This is a genomic window from Nonomuraea sp. NPDC048826, assembly GCF_043198225.1.
GTDB lineage: Bacteria > Actinomycetota > Actinomycetes > Streptosporangiales > Streptosporangiaceae > Nonomuraea.
The window spans coordinates 719,778-735,769 of record NZ_JBICUQ010000001.1 but is presented as its reverse complement, the minus strand read 5'-3'; the positions used below and the strand labels follow the sequence as shown (position 1 = coordinate 735,769).

Below are 15,992 nucleotides of genomic sequence, written 5' to 3'. Positions count from 1 at the left end.
TACTCATGCGAACTTTCGCAAAGCGGACGCGGTACGACCTGCGGCCCGGCGCTCAGAACGCGCGGTAGTCGCGGGGGGCCATCCGGGGGCCGCGGGCCGGCGGGCGCCGGCCGGTGAGCGTGATGAACAGCCCGGCCCGGTGCCGATGGCCGCGGTACGGCTCCAGCAGCCGCAGCATGCCCGGGTCGTCGGTCTTCTCGCCGGTCAGCGCGTATCCCACGATCTTGGCGAGGTGGAAGTCGCCGACGCTGAGCGCGTCCGGGTCGCCGAAGACCCGCTGGCGCACCTCAGCCGACGTCCACACCCCGATGCCCGGCAGCGCCCGCAGCATCCGGTCGAGCTCCTCGCTGGTGGCGGCCGCCTCCAGCTTGGCGGCGTGCCAGGCGGCGGTCGCGATCGTCCGGGCGCGCACCGCCTCGGCGCCCGCCCGGTGCCAGTGCCAGGCCGGGATCTCCCGCCACACCGACGGCTCGGGTACCACCCGCATGCCCTCGGGGGCCGGCCCCGGCGCGGGCTCGCCGTAGTGGTGCAGCAGCCACCGCCAGGCCCGCCAGGCCTCCTGCCCGACGACCTTCTGCTCCAGCACCGCGGGCACCAGGGCCTCCATGACCCGGCCCGTCCTGCCGATCCGCAGCCCCGCGTGCCGGCGCACCGCCTCGCGCAGGATGTCGTGCCTGATCTCGAACCCGGAGACGTCGTCGTCGGCGCCGAGCAGCGCCGGCAGGCCGTCGAGCAACCACTCGGCCCCAGGACCCCAGCCCTGCCCGCGCACCCGCCCGCCCGTCACCGACACCCGCAGCGTGGCGGGCCCGAGCGGGGTGCGGCAGGTGCGCCAGATCGCGCCGTCGGGCGTCTGCCGCCAGGCCGGGTCGCCGCCGCCCCGCTTGTGCGGCGCCAGCGCCAGGCCCACCTCCAGCGGCCCGTCCGGGACCCAGGTACGCTCCTCCACCCGTCCAGTCTGCCGCCCCGCCGCGAGTCGACGGGACGGGGCGGGGGTCACACGTCGCTGGAGTAGCGGATCGCCCGCTCCGGCAGCTCGACGCCCGGCCAGATCCGCACCCCGGCGCGCAGCTCGTTGCCCGGCCCCACGACCGCGCCGTCGCCGATCACCGCGTCGCTCACCACGGCGCCCGCGCGCACCCGCGCGCCCCGGCCGAGCACCGAGTCGGTGACGACCGCGCCGCCTTCCACCACGGCGCCCTCGCACAGCACGGACCCCGACACCGCCGCGCCCGCGTCGACCACCGCGCCCTCGCACACCGACGTGCCGCCGCGCACCTTGGCCTCGGGCGACACCGACGCGCCCGGCAGCGCCAGGAAGTCGCCGGTGGGTCCCGGCAGCGCCGGGGACTCCAGCCGGCCGAGCACCAGGTCGCGCGAGCCCTGCACGAACGCGGCCGGCGTGCCGACGTCCAGCCAGTAGGTGCGGGTGGCGTAGCCCAGCACGGGCCGTCCCGACTCGATCAGCCCGGGGAACGTCTCGCGCTCCACCGACACGACCTCGTCGCGCGGGATCTCGTCGATCACCGACCGGGTGAACACGTAGCAGCCGGCGTTGATCCGGTTGGTCACCGGATTGGGCGTCTTCTCCAGGAACGCCGTGACCCGCCCCGTGTCGTCGGTGGGCACGCAGCCGAACCTGGACGGATCTTCCACCTCCGTCAAATGGAGCGTTACAGCGGCCTGGCGTGCCAGGTGGAGGCGCACCTGCTCGCCGATGTCGTGGCCCGACAGGATGTCGCCGTTGAGCACCAGAACCGGGTCGGACGGGGCCGAGCCGAGCGCCTCGGCGGCGTTGCGGATCGCGCCGCCGGTGCCGAGCGGCGTCTCCTCCGTCATGTATTCGAGTGAGAGCCCCAGCCCGGACCCGTCGCCGAACACCGGCTCGAACATCGCCGCCTTGTAGGAGGTGGCGAAGACGATCCGGCGCACCCCGAACGCGCGGGCCCGCGCGAGCTGGTGGGCCAGGAACGGCACCCCGGCCGTCGGCAGCAGCGGTTTCGGCGTGCCCAGCGTCAGCGGGCGCAGGCGGGTGCCACGCCCGCCGACCAGGAGGATCGCCTCGAGGTCCGGCAAAGAGCTCTCCATAGTTGTGCGAGGGTAGCGAACTATTCGGTCGCGCGCTGGTAGGAGCTCAGGTGGGCCTCGGCCGACGCCTCCCAGGTGAACTCGCGTGCCCTGGCCAGCCCGGCCTCGCTGAGCTGCCGCCTGCGGCCGGGCGAGGCCAGCAGGTCGGCCAGCCCGCGCGCGATGCCGTCGGCGTCGGGCTCGGTGTAGGCGACCGCGTCGCCGCCGACCTCGGGCAGCGACGTGCGGTGGGTCGTGAGCACCGGCGCGCCGCAGGCCATCGCCTCCAGCACCGGCAGCCCGAACCCCTCGCCCCGCGACGGGAACGCCACCACCAGCGCGCCGCCGAGGAACCCCGCCAGGTCGGCCGCTCCCAGGAAGCCCGGCCGCACCACCTTGACCGTGGTCTCCACCTCACGGCAGGCCGCGTCGACGTCGTTCTCGTGCACCCCGCCGCCGAGCACCAGCGCCGGCGGCGTCTCCAGGTCCTTGACCGCCCTGGCGAAGCCGCGGATCAGGTTGGGCACGTTCTTGCGCGGCTCCAGCGCGCCGAGGAAGGCAACGTACGGCTGCCCGTGCAGCCCGCACCGGCTGGCCGCCCGCCGGACCTCCTCCTCGGAGGGCTGGTGGAACTGGCTGTGGTCGACGCCGTGGTAGGCGACGTCGATGCGGGTCGGGTCGGCGTGCAGGACGCGGACCAGCTCGTCCCTGGTCGCCTTGGAGGGCACGATCACCCGGTTGGCGTGGCGCACGGCGGTGCGGGTCGCGGACCGGAAGAACGAGGCCTTGGCCGGGCTGTGCTGCTCCGGCTCGGTGAACCAGGTGACGTCGTGCACGGTCACCACGGTGCGCAGGCCCGAGCGGAGCGGGATGGAGTAATAGGGGGCGTGGATCACGTCGGCGCCGGCCTGGCGGGCGAGCAGCGGCAGGCCGGTCTGCTCCCAGGCGAGCCGGGCCGCCCGGTTGGTGATCGAGACGGGGCCGGGGAGAACCCGGGCCGAGGGCGCGAGGCGGCTGTAGCGGGCGGCGTCGGCCCGTTGACACACCACGGCCAGGTCGGCCCCCGCCCGGTCGAGGGCCGCTACCAATCCGTCGACATACCTGATCAGGGCGCCGCGGTCGGCGGGAACCGCCGCCGCGTCCACGAGCACTCGAGGCATACGGTGATCTTCTCCCCTCAAGATCAACGCGGGGCTCCGCAGCCCCCCTCTTCTTCCACCTTATGACCAGCGTCCCCTAAAACGTGTGCCAAATCACACGGAGACGCGCCGCGCTGACAATCCGGCCACGGCGGCGCAGATCAGGTCACCCAGAATGATCACCACGCGGGAGGCGAGCGCGACCGCGATGGCCGGTCCGCTGTCCATCACCGGCGCCAGCGCCGCCACCATGGCCACTTCCCTGACACCCGCGCCGGCGGGCACCACGAACGTCATGATGCCCAGGCACCACGACAGCGCGAACGCCCCGATCGCGAAGACCAGCCCGCCCTGCGGCGCCACGAAGGAGAGGTGCACCCCGTAACAGGCCCACCCGGCGAGCGCCCAGCCGAGCGCGGCGAGCATCCCCTTACGGGTGAGCGGCCGCTCCAGCGGCTCCCGCTTCAGCCTGCGCAGCCCGTAGCCGATCACCGCGTTGATCACCCTGGGCTCCAGGAGCACCAGCAGGACCGGCACCAGGAGCAGCAGCCAGCCGAACCGGTCCCACCCCAGCGTCCCGAAGGCCACCAGCAGCCCGGTGGCGAGCTGGATCGGCATCATCAGGAAGAACGCCGCCGCACTCCGCGCCCGCGGCACCCCCAGGTCGCGGCCCATCTCCATCTGCGCGAGCATCGGCCAGACGGCGCCGGGGATGTACTTGCCGAGCTGGCCCACGAAGAAGACCTTGGCCGCGCTCCGTACCGGCAGCCGCGACCCGAGATCGGCCAGCAGCGTCCGCCACGTCAGCATCGCCCCGAGCAGCGCGCCCACCACGGCGACGAGCGAGGCCGCCACCATGCCTGGGGTCAGCCGCGCGAACCCGGCGGCGACCTCGTCCCACCGGGAGGCCACGGCCCACACCCCGAAGGCCAGCGCCACGGCCAGGAATCCGCCCCTGACCGCCTTGCGCCACCCTCGCGGGCGCCCGCCGCGCCCGGGAGGAAGCACGCCCTGCCCATCGTGGGCGTCGGAGCGAGGGGCGTCAGAGCGAGGGGCGTCAGAGCGAGGGGCGTCGGAGCGAGGGGCGTCGGAGCGGGGAGCGTCGGAGCGGGGAGCGTCGGAGCGGGGAGCGTCGGTCACAGCGGGCGGACCTGTTCGGGAGGCTGGGGCAGGGCGGCGCCGACCGGCCTGCGCGGGGTCTTGGTCGCGACCCAGAGGTAGGTGGGGATGATCGGGAGCAGCAGCCGGAGCACCGCGCGCGGGGTGCGGGCCAGGAGCGCGCGGACCGCGCGGCCGAGCGCCCCGGAGAACAATTCGCCGCCCGCGAACCGCTCCGGCGTCGCGAGCACGGGGAACGTGTAGTCCCACACGTGGAAGGCGCGCAGCATCCGGCGGAGCCCGCGCCGGGTGCGGAAGCGCTCGTAGTAGTGGTCGGCCCGGCCGGTCGCGCGCACGTAGCGGTCGGCGAGCGCGGGCGGCAGGTAGGACAGGAACGGCAGTTTGTAGTGCGGCTCCATGACGCCCAGCCGGTTGCCCAGCCCGAGGTAGAGCACGCCGTCGTCGGAGAGCACCCGGCGCATCTCGGCCACCACCGCGTCGGGGTCGACCACGTGCTCGTAGATGTGGTTGAACACCAGCACGTCGATCGACCCGTCGGGGAACGGCAGCGCGGTGCCGTCGCCGCAGACGAAGGCCACCCGCTCGCCGAACCGGTCGGCCGCCTTGCGCAGCCCCGGCACGTCGATGTCGACGCCGAGCGTGTGCTTGGCCCCGGCCGCGGCCAGCTCGTCGGCGATGAACCCGGCCGAGCAGCCGATGTCGCCCACGGTCAGCCCGCCGAGCGGCCCGTGGAAGTGCTCCAGCACCGCGATGATCTTCGCGGCCTTGCGCCGGCGCTTCTCCTCGTCGAGCATCGCCGCCTGGAACTCGGAGTAGGCCAGCTGCGCGACCCGTTGCTTCCCCACGTCGCCCAACAGTACCCGCGCCCGCCGCAATCAGTTGTCGATCCGGCTTTGGTACGGTGCCCGCCTCGGAGAACCACGGACAAGCGGGTAGAAGATGGCTTTTCTGGACATGATTCGCGGCGAGTTCATCGACATCATCGAATGGCTCGACGACAGTCGCGACACGATCGTCTGGCGTTTCCCCCGGCACGACAACGAGATCAAGATGGGCGCCCAGCTGATCGTCCGGGAGTCCCAGGTGGCGGTGTTCGTCAACGAGGGACAGATCGCCGACGCCTTCCCGCCCGGCACGTTCACCCTGCAGACGCGCAACCTGCCGGTCCTGTCCACGCTCAAGGGCTGGAAGTACGGCTTCGACTCGCCCTTCAAGGCCGAGGTGTACTTCGTCAGCACCCGGCAGTTCACCGACTTCAAGTGGGGCACCCAGAACCCGGTCATGCTGCGCGACCCGGAGTTCGGGCCGGTGCGGCTGCGGGCGTTCGGCTCGTACTCCGTCCGGGTCACCGAGCCGGCCAGCCTGCTGCGTGAGCTGGCGGGCACCGACCAGCGGTTCCGCACCGAGGAGGTCGAGGGCTACCTGCGCCAGATGATCGTGGGCAGGCTGGCGGGCGCCCTCGGCGCGGCCCAGGTGCCGGTGCTGGACCTGGCCGCGGACCAGCACGCGATGGGGCGGCGGCTGGCCGACATCCTCTCGGCCGACCTCTCGACCGTCGGGCTGGACATCCCGACCTTCACCATCGAGAACATCTCGTTCCCGCCCGAGGTGGAGCAGGCCCTCGACAAGCGCACCCAGATGGGCCTCGTCGGCGACCTCGGCCAGTACACCCGGTTCCAGGCGGCCAACGCGCTGGAGAACGCGGGCGGCGCGGGCGAGGGCATGGGGCTCGGCATGGGCATCGCGGCCGGTCAGCAGATGGCCGCCGCCCTGGGCGGGCAGCCGGCCCAGCAGCCCGCGCACGCGCAGCAGCCCCCGCCGCTCCCCCAGCAAGCCCCGTGGTTCCTCGGGGTCGGCGGCGAGCGGCGCGGCCCGTTCGACGAGACCGGGCTGGCCGCCGCCGGGCTCACCCCGGACGCGCTGGTGTGGCGGGCCGGCATGGCCCAGTGGACCCCCGCCCGCGACGTCCCCGAACTGGCGGCCCTCCTGCACCACACCCCGCCGCCCCTCCCCCCGGCCTGACCGGGCCCGCGCCCCTGCCCGCGCCACCCCGGCCCCTGCCTGACCCCCCGTTCAGCTGCCCGCGCCCCCTTCCACCGGCGTGAGCCTGTCCCGAAAGACCTGCGATGACCTCGCTCACCCCCACCACCCACCCCTGCGCGGGCTGCGGCGCGAGTGTCCGGTACGCGCCGGGCACCGCGCTGCTGCGCTGCCCGTACTGCGGCCACGAGCAGCCCGTCGCCGCTCCCGACCGGCAGGTCCGCGAACACTCCTACGACGCCTTCCTGGCCAAGCCGCGTGTGCAGGCCATCGCCCCGAACCAGTTCACCTGTCCTGGCTGCGGCGCCCGCACGGAGAGCGACGCGATCTCCAAGGACTGCCAGTTCTGCGGCACCGCCCTGGTCGCCGGCAGCACCGGCGACGAGATCGCGCCGGAGGCCGTGCTGCCGTTCGCGCTGGAGAAGCCGGCCGCCCGCGAAGCGCTGAGCACCTGGACCCGGTCCCGCTGGTTCGCCCCGAACCGCCTCAAGAAGGTCACCGAGGCGGAGTCGCTCAAGAGCACCTACCTGCCGCACTGGACGTTCGACGCCGCCACCTACTCGCGCTACTCCGGCCAGCGCGGCGAGCACTACTGGGTCACCGAGACCTACACGGAGAACGGCCAGACCAACACCCGCCAGGTGCGCAAGACCCGCTGGTACCCGGCCGGCGGGTCGGTCTCCAGGTCGTTCGACGACGTGCTCGTCCCCGCCACCGGCCAGGTGCCGAAGGAACGGCTGGACGCGCTGGCGCCGTGGCCGCTGGAGCGCGTGACGGCTTTCCAGGCCGGCTTCGTGGCCGGTCACCACAGCCTGCGCTACGACACCGGGCCGGAGGCGGGCCTGGAGACGGCCAAGGGCACGATGGCCGAGGTGATCGCGGCCGACTGCAAGCGCGACATCGGCGGCGACGAGCAGCGTCTGCACGAGGTGGACACCCGCTACGCGGACGTCACGTTCAAGCTGGTGCTGCTGCCGGTGTGGATCGGGTCGTACCTGTACGGCGGGAAGCCGTACCAGGTGCTGATCAACGGCGTGGGCGGCGAGGTGCAGGGCGATCGTCCGTACAGCGCCGTGAAGATCGTCCTGACGGTCATGGCGGCGGTGGCGCTGGTTTCGTGCCTGGTGTGGCTGTTTGTCACTCGGTGACTGGCTTCAGCTGCGCGGACACCGTACCCTTGCGGGATGATCCGCCGCCTGCTGCGCGTCGTCCTGGCGCTGGTCGCGCTCGGTTTCCTGGGCTACGGTCTGGCCACCAACTGGGACGACACGGCCGCGGCCGTCGCCGAGATCTCACCGTGGGCGGTCGCCGGCGCGTTCGCCGCCGTGCTGCTCGGCCAGTTCTTCATGCTGCTCGCCTGGCGGCAGGTGCTGGCCGGGCTGGGCTCGCCGCTCCCGGTGCGGACCGCGGGCCGGATCATGTTCGTGGGCCAGCTCGGCAAGTACATCCCCGGCGCGATCTGGGCGTACGCGGCGATGATGGATCTCGGCCGTGACCACGGGAGCCCGCCGCGCCGCACGTTCGCGTGCATCTCGCTGGCGCTGGTGATCAACCTGGGCGTCGGCATCGCCATCGCCGCCACCACGCTGGCCACCCAGGAGGTGGTCCGGCAGGCGTGGTACCTGCTGCTCCTGCTGCCGGTGATCGCCGTCTGCATGCATCCGAAGGTGCTCACCTGGGGGCTCAACCTGGCGCTGCGGCTGGCCCGCCGCGACACGCTCGACGAGGTCCTGCCCGGCCGCACGGTGCTGATCGCGGTCGCGTGGACGGTGGTCGGCTGGCTCGTGTACGGGCTGCACACCTGGATGCTCGCGGGCCGCTGGGACCTGTACGTGATCGCGACCGGGGCCTACGCCTTCGCCTGGTCGACCGGGCTGCTCGCGTTCCTCGTGCCGGCCGGGGTGGGCGTCCGCGAGGGCGCGCTGGTGCTGGTGCTCCACCCGATCCTCGGCACCGGCCCCGCGCTCGCGGTCGCGGTGGTGTCGCGGCTGGCGTTCACCCTCGCCGACGTGACGGCCGCCGGGCTGGCGTTCCTGCTGGGCCGTCAGCCGAGCAAGGTGGCGGTGTACGCGGCCCAGAACGGGTCGGGGTCGACGGCCTTGACCCCCGACCGCAACCTCTCGGGCTCACCCGAGACGTAGAACCGCTCAATCGCCCCGCGCAGCGCCTCGGCGCTGCCCGGCTCCACGAGCAGCCCGTCGACGCCGTCGGTGACGTGGTCGGCGAGCGCCCCCACCCGGGTGGCGATCACCGGCAGGCCGTGCTCGTGCGCGAGCCACACGTTCTGGCTGGCGGTGGCGCTGCGGTACGGCAGCACGAGCGCGTCGGCCGCCGCGAACAGCCCCGGCACGTCCTCGGCGGCGACGTAACCGGGCCGCAGGTCGACCCGGTCGCCGAGACCCAGCTCGCCGACCAGCGCCCTGGTCTCGTCGAGCCCGCCCCAGAACTCGCCGGCCACGGTCAGCGACACGTCCGGAGGCAGCGCCCGCAGCAGCAGGTCGAGCCCCTTGTACGGACGCACGATGCCGAAGAACAGCAGCCGCCGGTGCACCCGGTCGGACCGGGCGGCGTGCGTGGACGGCAGGTGGGGCGGCAGCGCGGCCACCCGCACCGGCCGTGAGGTCAGCTCGCGGGCCAGCCCGGCCTGCTGCTCGGAGTGGGTGAGCACCACTCCCGCCCGCCTGAGCAGCGCCTTCATCAGCGGCCGGTCGTACGGCTTGCGCTCGTGCGGCAGCACGTTGTGGCAGAGCGCGACCGTACGGGCCCGGCCCCGCAGCCCGGCCAGGACGGCCAGGTAGGGCGGCACCTGCACCGGGCTGAGCACGGCCAGCACCACCAGGTCGGCGGCGCGCAGCCGCCGCCCGGCGGCCACCCACCCGTCGGGACGGCGCCAGTCGAGCTCGCGCAGCACCTTCGGGTACGGGACGCCTTCCGGCGCGTCGATCGTCTGCTGCCCCGGATAGAGGAACGACGGGTACTGAGCCCGCCAGGACTCGATCACCACGTCATGGCCCAGCCGGGCCAGCCGGTGCGCCAGCTCGGTGGTGTGCTGCGCCCCGCCGCCCTTGTACGGGTAGGTGGGGCCGACGATCGCGACGCGCACGCTCAGTCTCCCCGGGACCGCACGATCAGGTCGGCCAGCAGCGCCACCGACCCGATCAGCATCCCCGACAGGAAGATCATGACGGTGTTGGCCGGGAAGTAGAAGGGGTGCTCGATCATGTCCCACACGCCCTTGGCGAACCCGATGCCCACCAGCCACAGCGCGGGCGGCATGAGCACCTTGAGCGGGTTGAAGTACATGATCATCCGCAGCACTTGCAGGATGTAGCGGTAGGCGTCGGAGACGAAGCTGAACTTCGACTTGCCGGCCCGCTTGGCGTAGTCGATCGGCAGGTAGTAGATGTCGTGCTGGTTGGACAGGAACGACAGCGTGATCGTGGTGACGCAGGAGAACCCGGGCGGCAGCAGCCGCAGGTAGGGCTTGGCCACCGACTTGCGGAAGGCGCGCAGCCCGGAGTTGAGGTCGGGGATCTTCTGCCCGGCGAGCATCTCGGCGACCTTGCGGATGACCCACTTGGCCGGCACCCGCAGCAGCTTGTGCGACCCCTCCTCGCTGGTGCGGGCCCCGACGACCTGGTCGATCGTCTGGTCCTTCTCCAGGATCTGCACCAACTCGGGGATGCGCTCGTTGGGGTAGGTCATGTCGGCGTCGGTCCAGACGACGATCTCGCCCCTGGCCTCCTGCGTGCCGATCCTGCGCACGGTGCCGGAGCCGCCGTTGCGGTGGAAGGCGCGGATGCGCAGCTGGGGGTAGAGCGGCGCGGCCTCCTTCAGCCTGGCCAGCGTCTCGTCGGTCGAGCAGTCGTCGACCGCGACCAGCTCGTAGGTGTAGCCGCTGGAGTCCATCGCCTTGGTGATGCGGTCGACCTCGTCGATGACATGATCCTGCTCGTTGTAACACGGCAGGACGATGGTGACGTACGGGGTTTCCTCATCCACGGCGGGTCCACCTTGCTGCGGGGGCTTCGTGCGTGCTCACGTGGGACGAGGGTACTCTGCCCCGCCGGCGGCCGAGTGCACATCGCGGGTCAAGGCAGGGCCATCCACACGTTGATGTGCAGTGACCAGGTGCCGTCGGGCGCCTCGATCAGCGACCGTTCGTCCTGCCGCGTGACCAGCCCGATCAGCCGGGTGGCGGGCCCGTACGGGGCCACCTGCGCCTCCTCGGCGGCCAGCACCACCGGGGTGCGCCCGGCGGCCCGCACGCGCTCGGCCAGGCGGCGCACGTCGGGCTCCGACGCGGTGTCGCCGTCGCGTCTCTTCACCTCCGCGGCCGGGACGCCGCAGGTGCCGCGGACGACCTGGGTGAACCGGTCGCTGGTGACCCGTTCGGCGACGAGCACGGTGGCGTCGGCCGGGATGCGCGCGCACATCGCCGCCACCGCGGCGGCCTCGCCCCGCCCGACGGGCGTGAACGCGGTGCCGATCGAGGTCACCGCCGGCGGCACGACCAGGAGCAGCACGCAGACGGGCGCCACCCAGCGGCGCGGCCGCCCGCCCCTGCCGGCCAGCTCGCGCAGCCGCTCGGCCCCCCACACGGCCAGCAGGATCACGCCGGGGATCACCACCGGCACCAGGCGGCGCGCGGCCCACGGGTGGTCCGGGGTGATCGCCGGGCGGAGCAGCGTGGTCAGCGTGACCCAGCCGATGACCGCCAGCGGCAGCAGCCACGGCAGGCTGCGGCCGCGCAGCAGCCGGTGCGTCAGCGCGGCCGCGGCGATCGTGGCGAGCACCAGCGCCGGGACGCCCACGTACCAGGCCACCCAGTGCAGGGTGTGCTCGAAGTACAGGCGGGTGCCGTCGACCGGCAGGCCGTTGGCCTTCTGGATCTGCTCGATGAAGATCGCGGTGAGCCGGTCGTCGACGTTGTCGGGGACGCGGCGCACGGTCTGCAGCCACGGCCGCGCCGCCAGCCCGGCCACGGCCACCACCACCAGCGCCGCCCCGGCCGCCGGCAGCCATCGGGGCGGCCGGAGCCTGGCCAGCAGCGGCGCGGCGACCGTACCGGCGAGGGTGAGCACCAGGACGGCGGCGCAGATCAGCAGCAACGGCCGGAGCGAGCTCGACAGGTACATCAGATAGGGACGCGACAGCCCGTAACCCGCGGCCAGCCCCAGACCCGCCCCGGCGGCGAGCCCGGCCAGCAGCGGCGGCCCGACCTCTCTCGGACGGCCCGGCGACCGGCGGCCCATCGCGATGAGCAGGCCCGCGAACGCCAGCACCGGCAGCACGTCGCGCAGCGCGTCCACCCGCACCAGCACAGCCAGCCCCAGCGTCAGCCCGCCCAGCGCCGCCACGAGCCGGCGCCCCTGCCCGTACAGGGCGTCGTACGTCAGCGCCAGCCCTCCGAGCAGCAGGAGCATCGACGGCATCTCGCTGAACGTGGCGCGCGAGGTGTAGACGATCGGCAGGCAGCAGGCGAAGGCCAGCGCCGCCACCGGCGCCCACCGGCCGCCCACGAGCCGCGCCGTCAGCCCGGCCAGCGCGAGCACCGCCAGCGCGCCCAGCACCGCGGGGGTCAGGAACAGCCCGCCCAGCCACTCCCCCAGCGCGAACACCAGCGGCGCGCCCGGCATGAACTGCGGCACCACGGCGCCGTCGTAGAAGTAGAAGCCGACGCTGTCGAAGATCAGCGACGGGTCGGGGCCGCCGAACGCCGCCACCTGCGTGGGGATCGGCAGGTAGCCCTCACGGGCCAGCCAGATGGCGTACTGCGCGTAGGTGGCCGGGTCACGGCGGACCGCCAGCTGCTCGCCGTGCATGACCGCGTTGAACAGGCCCGAGCCGAGCGCCACCGCGACCACCGCCGCCGTCTGCCCCGCGGTGGCCTCCACCGCCTTGCCCGTCCCCCGAGCCCCCGCCCACCCCAGCGCCCCGGCCACCAGCAGCCCCAAGGGCACCGCGATCCACGGCCGATAGACGCCCAGCCCCAGCAGCGGCAGCGCGACCAGCAACCAACCGGCCACGGCCAACGCGGGCAGCACCGAGACCACCGCGAGCACCCGGCCCGCCGTCGGCCTCCGCATCGGGTCCAACCAGGCGATTCCCATCAGATGAGCGAGCGTATCCAACATCACCACGCCCCCACGCGGACCCACCCCGGCGCGCCGTGGCGCGGTGTCCCGTCCCCTTCCACCACGTACGCCGAAGACCGACCGACCTCCTCACCGTCCGCCCGCTCCGCCGTCCGTCATGGGCGGGAGGGGGTGTGGGGGCCGGTAGCGTACGCGGCGTGGTGGGTGATCGGGAGGGCGCGCGGGCGGGGTTCGTCCGGCGGCATGGGTGGTTCCTGGCGGTCCTGGTGATCGGGGCCGGGTTGCGGGGGGTCACGATGCTCGGCTACCGGCCGGCGCTGTGGTTTCCCGACTCCTACACGTACGTGGTCACCGTGCTGCGGCCGCGGCCCGACCTGGTGCGCCCGGCGGGCTACTCGATGTTCATGAAGCTGCTGGAGCCGCTGCACTCCTTCGGCGCGGTCACCGCGGCGCAGCATCTGCTCGGGCTGGCCACCGGGGCGCTGGTCTACTGGGCGGCGGTGCGGCGCACCCGGCGGTGGATCGCGACGCTGGCGGCCGTCCCCGTGCTGGTGGAGCCGTACCAGATCGAGCTGGAGCACCTGCTGGTCTCCGACACGCTCTTCATGTTCCTGGTAGTCGCCGCCGTCGCGCTCGGGTTGTCGGACCGGCCGAGGGCGGTCTCGATCGGGCTGCTGCTGGCCGCCGCCTCGCTGACCCGGACGGTCGGGCAGCCGCTGATCGTGCTGCTGGCGGCGTGGTTCGTGCTGCGCGGGCGGCTCAGGCCCGCCTGGATCATGCTGGTGGCCGCGGTGGTGCCGATCCTGGCGTACGGCGGCTGGTTCTACGCCACCTACCAGCGGGTCGGCATCATCGGCGCCAACGGCGTCTTCCTGTACGCCCGGACGATGTCGTTCGCCGACTGCGTCAAGATGGACCCGCCGGCCGACCTGCGGGTGCTCTGCGATCCGCGCCCGGCCGACCGGCGCCCGCCGTCGCAGGAGTACATCTGGGCCAAGGACGCCCCGATCGTGGCCCTGCCCGGCATCACGTTCACCGAGGAGACCGACGACCTGGCCATGCGGTTCGCGCTGCTGGCCATCCGCACCCAGCCGCTCGACTACGCCGGCTCGGTGCTGGCGGAGCTGGGCCGCTCGTTCATGTGGGGCCGCCCGGTCTACCCCGACCAGGAGATCTACGGCTACTACCAGTTCCCCGAGACCCCGCCGGGTCCGCCGGGCCGCTACCCGGCCCAGGTCGGGACCGAGTTCGCCAAGCGGTACGAGCAGGGCCCGATCGGCACCGCGGTCGTCGAGCCGTACGCCGGATGGATGCGCGGCTATCAGGACGTGGCCCGGCTCCCCGGCACGGTCCTGCTGCTGATCCTGCTCGTGCCGCCGGTCGCCGCGGGGTGGCGGAGATTCCGGTACGGGAGAAGCAGGGGTTCCGGTCCGGCGCTCTGGCTCCTACCCTGGTCCGTGGCCGCTGTGCTGTTGATCACTCCGGCGGCAGCCGCCGAGTTCGACTACCGGTACGTGCTGCCGGCGGTGCCGCTCGCCTGCCTGGCAGCGGCACTGGCCTGCGCAAACGGTAAAGAGTTTGACGATGATATTCCGCGAAATGTCCAAGTCTGAGTATGCTTTGCCCCGGTATCATCACGCCTGGGTCACGGTCGATTCCTCCAGTCATGGCTGCGGCGGCGCCGCGAGTGACCTAGTCTCATGGCGCAGAACGACCGAGCCGGCGTATGACGCGCAGTGACGAGGCGAGGGGGCGCATGAGTGACCACAGAGGCGTGTCCATAGAGGACCGCAGGTCCGCGCCGACCCAGCCCGGCAGCAGGATGGCCCGCAGGCTCGCCGCCGCGGCGCCGCCTCCCCCCAAGGAGCCCCCGAGGGGCGGCCGGGGCGAGGCCGGCGGCGGCAACGGCAAGATGCGGGTGCTGGCCTGGGTCAGCATCGCCGCCACCTCCCTCATGGTCGCCGGCTCGCTGACCGGCTACGTCGCCTACCGCGACGCCTTCGGCGCGATCAACAAGAAGGACGTCAAGGACGACATCATCAACCCCCGCCCCCGCGACACCGGCGCGCTGAACGTGCTGCTGGTCGGCTCCGACACCCGCGCGGGCGACGGCAACGCGAGATACGGCCAGGAGACGGCCCGGCTCGCGGACGCGGGCGGCAAGCGCACCGACACGATCATCCTGCTGCACATCTCCCCCAACCGCGACCAGGCGCGCCTCATCAGCTTCCCGCGCGACTCGATGGTGGAGATCCCCAAGTGCAAGAACGAGAAGACCGAGCAGGAGATGCCGCCGCACCGGGCGATGATCAACTCGGCCTACAACGACGGCGGCATCGCCTGCACGATGTCCACCCTGGAGACGCTGACGGGCATCCGCGTCAACCACTTCGTCGAGGTCGACTTCAGCGGCTTCAAGAACATCGTCGACTCGCTCGGCGGCATCGAGATCTGCCTCAAGTCCGGCGTCAACGACAGGAATTCCAAGCTGGTCCTGCCCGCCGGCAAGAGCCTGCTCAACGGCGAGAAGGCGCTCGGCTACGTCCGCCTGCGCAACTACGGTGACGGCAGCGACATCCAGCGCATCAAGCGGCAGCAGATCTTCCTCAGCAAGGTCATCGCCAAGGCGACGAGCAACGACCTGCTCACCGACCCGGTCAAGCTCAGGGGCTTCATCAAGTCGGCCGCCCAGTCGGTCACCATGGACCCCGACCTGGCCAACGACCCGCAGAAGCTCCTCGACATCGCCACCAGCGCCAAGGACCTGACCGCCAAGGGCGTCAAGCTGACCACCGTGCCGTGGGTGCCCGACGCCGAGAACGAGAACCGCGTCGTCTGGCAGCAGCCCGCGGCGGGCGAGCTGTTCACCTCCATCATCAACGACACCGACCTGCCCGACCCCGAGCCGACCGCGACCACGAGCACGCCGAAGGTCACCGTCAAGCCCCAGCAGGTGCGCGTCCAGGTGCTCAACGCCACCGGCGAGCCGGGCAAGGCGCGCGAGGTCGCCGACCAGCTCGCCAAGGAAGGCTTCCAGGTCGCCGGACTGGGCAACTACTCCGGCGCGGACGGCAAGCCGGTGGCCACCACCGAGGTGCGCTACCCGAAGACGGCCCAGACCGGCACCGACCACGCCGGTGTCCTGGCCAAGAAGCTCAACCCGGCGCCGGATCCCGAGGCGGGCAAGGTCAAGCCCAGCAACACCGAGCCCTACACACCCACGGTGGCGCCCACCAGCACCCCGTCCGCCACCGCGAAGAAGGGCCCGGTGCTCCAGCTCGTCATCGGCACCGACTTCAAGGGCGTCAAGATCACCCAGTTGTCCGAGGCGGTGGAGAAGAACACGATCACCGCGTCCCAGCAGCGCAACGTCTGCGTGTAAGCCACCTGCAAGTTGTCTGTGTAACTGTCGTGCCGTGAGACAGGACCCCCGCCAACGGATATCGTGGTTCGGGTCCGCGACGCGGCTGGCCCTCGTAGGCGTTGCCGCCTGTCGTGTTCCCCGGCCCCGAGCGAAGCTGAGCGACTT

The 15,992-nt window shown here is 72.5% G+C and carries 13 protein-coding genes; 5 read left to right on the top strand and 8 right to left on the bottom strand.

The genetic code is table 11. The features are described from left to right. Positions 1–52: 52 nt before the first annotated feature. From ACGFI7_RS03755 to ACGFI7_RS03735, 5 genes are all read right to left on the bottom strand, one after another. Positions 53–949 carry a DNA-3-methyladenine glycosylase family protein gene (locus ACGFI7_RS03755; protein WP_393398686.1) on the bottom strand — a complete coding sequence of 299 codons (897 nt, stop codon included), beginning with the start codon at positions 947–949 and terminating at the stop codon, positions 53–55. A 47-nt stretch (positions 950–996) separates the two neighbouring features. Further along, entirely contained in the window at positions 997–2,088 is a 1,092-nt protein-coding gene (locus tag ACGFI7_RS03750) for a sugar phosphate nucleotidyltransferase (RefSeq protein WP_393398684.1), read from the bottom strand. Between the two features lie 20 nt (positions 2,089–2,108). After that, positions 2,109–3,227: a glycosyltransferase family 4 protein gene (locus tag ACGFI7_RS03745; RefSeq protein WP_393398682.1), complete on the bottom strand. Its 1,119-nt coding sequence runs from the start codon at positions 3,225–3,227 to the stop codon at positions 2,109–2,111. Between the two features lie 93 nt (positions 3,228–3,320). Continuing rightward, complete coding sequence (locus tag ACGFI7_RS03740; RefSeq protein WP_393398680.1) at positions 3,321–4,214, bottom strand: lysylphosphatidylglycerol synthase domain-containing protein; 894 nt, start codon at positions 4,212–4,214, stop codon at positions 3,321–3,323. Between the two features lie 128 nt (positions 4,215–4,342). After that, positions 4,343–5,170 carry a methyltransferase domain-containing protein gene (locus ACGFI7_RS03735; RefSeq protein ID WP_393398678.1) on the bottom strand — a complete coding sequence of 276 codons (828 nt, stop codon included), beginning with the start codon at positions 5,168–5,170 and terminating at the stop codon, positions 4,343–4,345. Between the two features lie 94 nt (positions 5,171–5,264). Between ACGFI7_RS03735 and ACGFI7_RS03730 the strand changes: the two genes are divergently transcribed. The 3 genes from ACGFI7_RS03730 to ACGFI7_RS03720 all read left to right on the top strand — a co-directional run bounded on the left by ACGFI7_RS03730 (position 5,265) and on the right by ACGFI7_RS03720 (position 8,506). Continuing rightward, positions 5,265–6,347 carry an SPFH domain-containing protein gene (locus ACGFI7_RS03730; RefSeq protein WP_393398676.1) on the top strand — a complete coding sequence of 361 codons (1,083 nt, stop codon included), beginning with the start codon at positions 5,265–5,267 and terminating at the stop codon, positions 6,345–6,347. Between the two features lie 104 nt (positions 6,348–6,451). Next, positions 6,452–7,513 carry a hypothetical protein gene (locus ACGFI7_RS03725; protein ID WP_393398674.1) on the top strand — a complete coding sequence of 354 codons (1,062 nt, stop codon included), beginning with the start codon at positions 6,452–6,454 and terminating at the stop codon, positions 7,511–7,513. 36 nt (positions 7,514–7,549) lie between these two features. Beyond that, positions 7,550–8,506 (top strand): YbhN family protein, encoded by a 957-nt coding sequence (locus ACGFI7_RS03720; protein WP_393398672.1) that lies wholly within the window; start codon positions 7,550–7,552, stop codon positions 8,504–8,506. On the opposite strand, the gene ACGFI7_RS03715 is transcribed toward ACGFI7_RS03720, so the two are convergent. From ACGFI7_RS03715 to ACGFI7_RS03705, 3 genes are all read right to left on the bottom strand, one after another. Further along, the gene (locus tag ACGFI7_RS03715; RefSeq protein ID WP_393398670.1) at positions 8,410–9,468 is read right to left on the bottom strand and encodes a glycosyltransferase family 4 protein; all 1,059 of its coding nucleotides are present in this window, start codon (positions 9,466–9,468) and stop codon (positions 8,410–8,412) included. The genes ACGFI7_RS03720 and ACGFI7_RS03715 overlap by 97 nt on opposite strands. Before the next feature lie 2 nt (positions 9,469–9,470). Further along, positions 9,471–10,367 carry a glycosyltransferase family 2 protein gene (locus tag ACGFI7_RS03710; RefSeq protein WP_393398668.1) on the bottom strand — a complete coding sequence of 299 codons (897 nt, stop codon included), beginning with the start codon at positions 10,365–10,367 and terminating at the stop codon, positions 9,471–9,473. A gap of 89 nt (positions 10,368–10,456) precedes the next feature. Continuing rightward, entirely contained in the window at positions 10,457–12,478 is a 2,022-nt protein-coding gene (locus tag ACGFI7_RS03705; protein WP_393398666.1) for a hypothetical protein, read from the bottom strand. Positions 12,479–12,660: 182 nt separating this feature from the next. Here ACGFI7_RS03705 and ACGFI7_RS03700 point away from each other — a divergent pair, with 182 nt between their 5' ends. Further along, complete coding sequence (locus ACGFI7_RS03700) at positions 12,661–14,076, top strand: hypothetical protein (RefSeq protein ID WP_393398664.1); 1,416 nt, start codon at positions 12,661–12,663, stop codon at positions 14,074–14,076. Between the two features lie 143 nt (positions 14,077–14,219). Then, a complete protein-coding gene (locus tag ACGFI7_RS03695) occupies positions 14,220–15,845 on the top strand; it encodes an LCP family protein (protein ID WP_393398662.1) in 1,626 nt (541 codons plus the stop codon). Positions 15,846–15,992 lie beyond the last annotated feature (147 nt).

Excerpts from the sequence above, each read along its gene's own strand:
- ACGFI7_RS03750 (WP_393398684.1), bottom strand. The coding sequence starts at position 2,088 with ATGGAGAGCTCTTTGCCGGACCTCGAGGCGATCCTCCTGGTCGGCGGG.
- ACGFI7_RS03745 (WP_393398682.1), bottom strand. The coding sequence starts at position 3,227 with ATGCCTCGAGTGCTCGTGGACGCGGCGGCGGTTCCCGCCGACCGCGGC.
- ACGFI7_RS03730 (WP_393398676.1), top strand. The coding sequence starts at position 5,265 with ATGGCTTTTCTGGACATGATTCGCGGCGAGTTCATCGACATCATCGAA.
- ACGFI7_RS03725 (WP_393398674.1), top strand. The coding sequence starts at position 6,452 with ATGACCTCGCTCACCCCCACCACCCACCCCTGCGCGGGCTGCGGCGCG.
- ACGFI7_RS03720 (WP_393398672.1), top strand. The coding sequence starts at position 7,550 with ATGATCCGCCGCCTGCTGCGCGTCGTCCTGGCGCTGGTCGCGCTCGGT.
- ACGFI7_RS03705 (WP_393398666.1), bottom strand. The coding sequence starts at position 12,478 with ATGGGAATCGCCTGGTTGGACCCGATGCGGAGGCCGACGGCGGGCCGG.
- ACGFI7_RS03695 (WP_393398662.1), top strand. The coding sequence starts at position 14,220 with ATGAGTGACCACAGAGGCGTGTCCATAGAGGACCGCAGGTCCGCGCCG.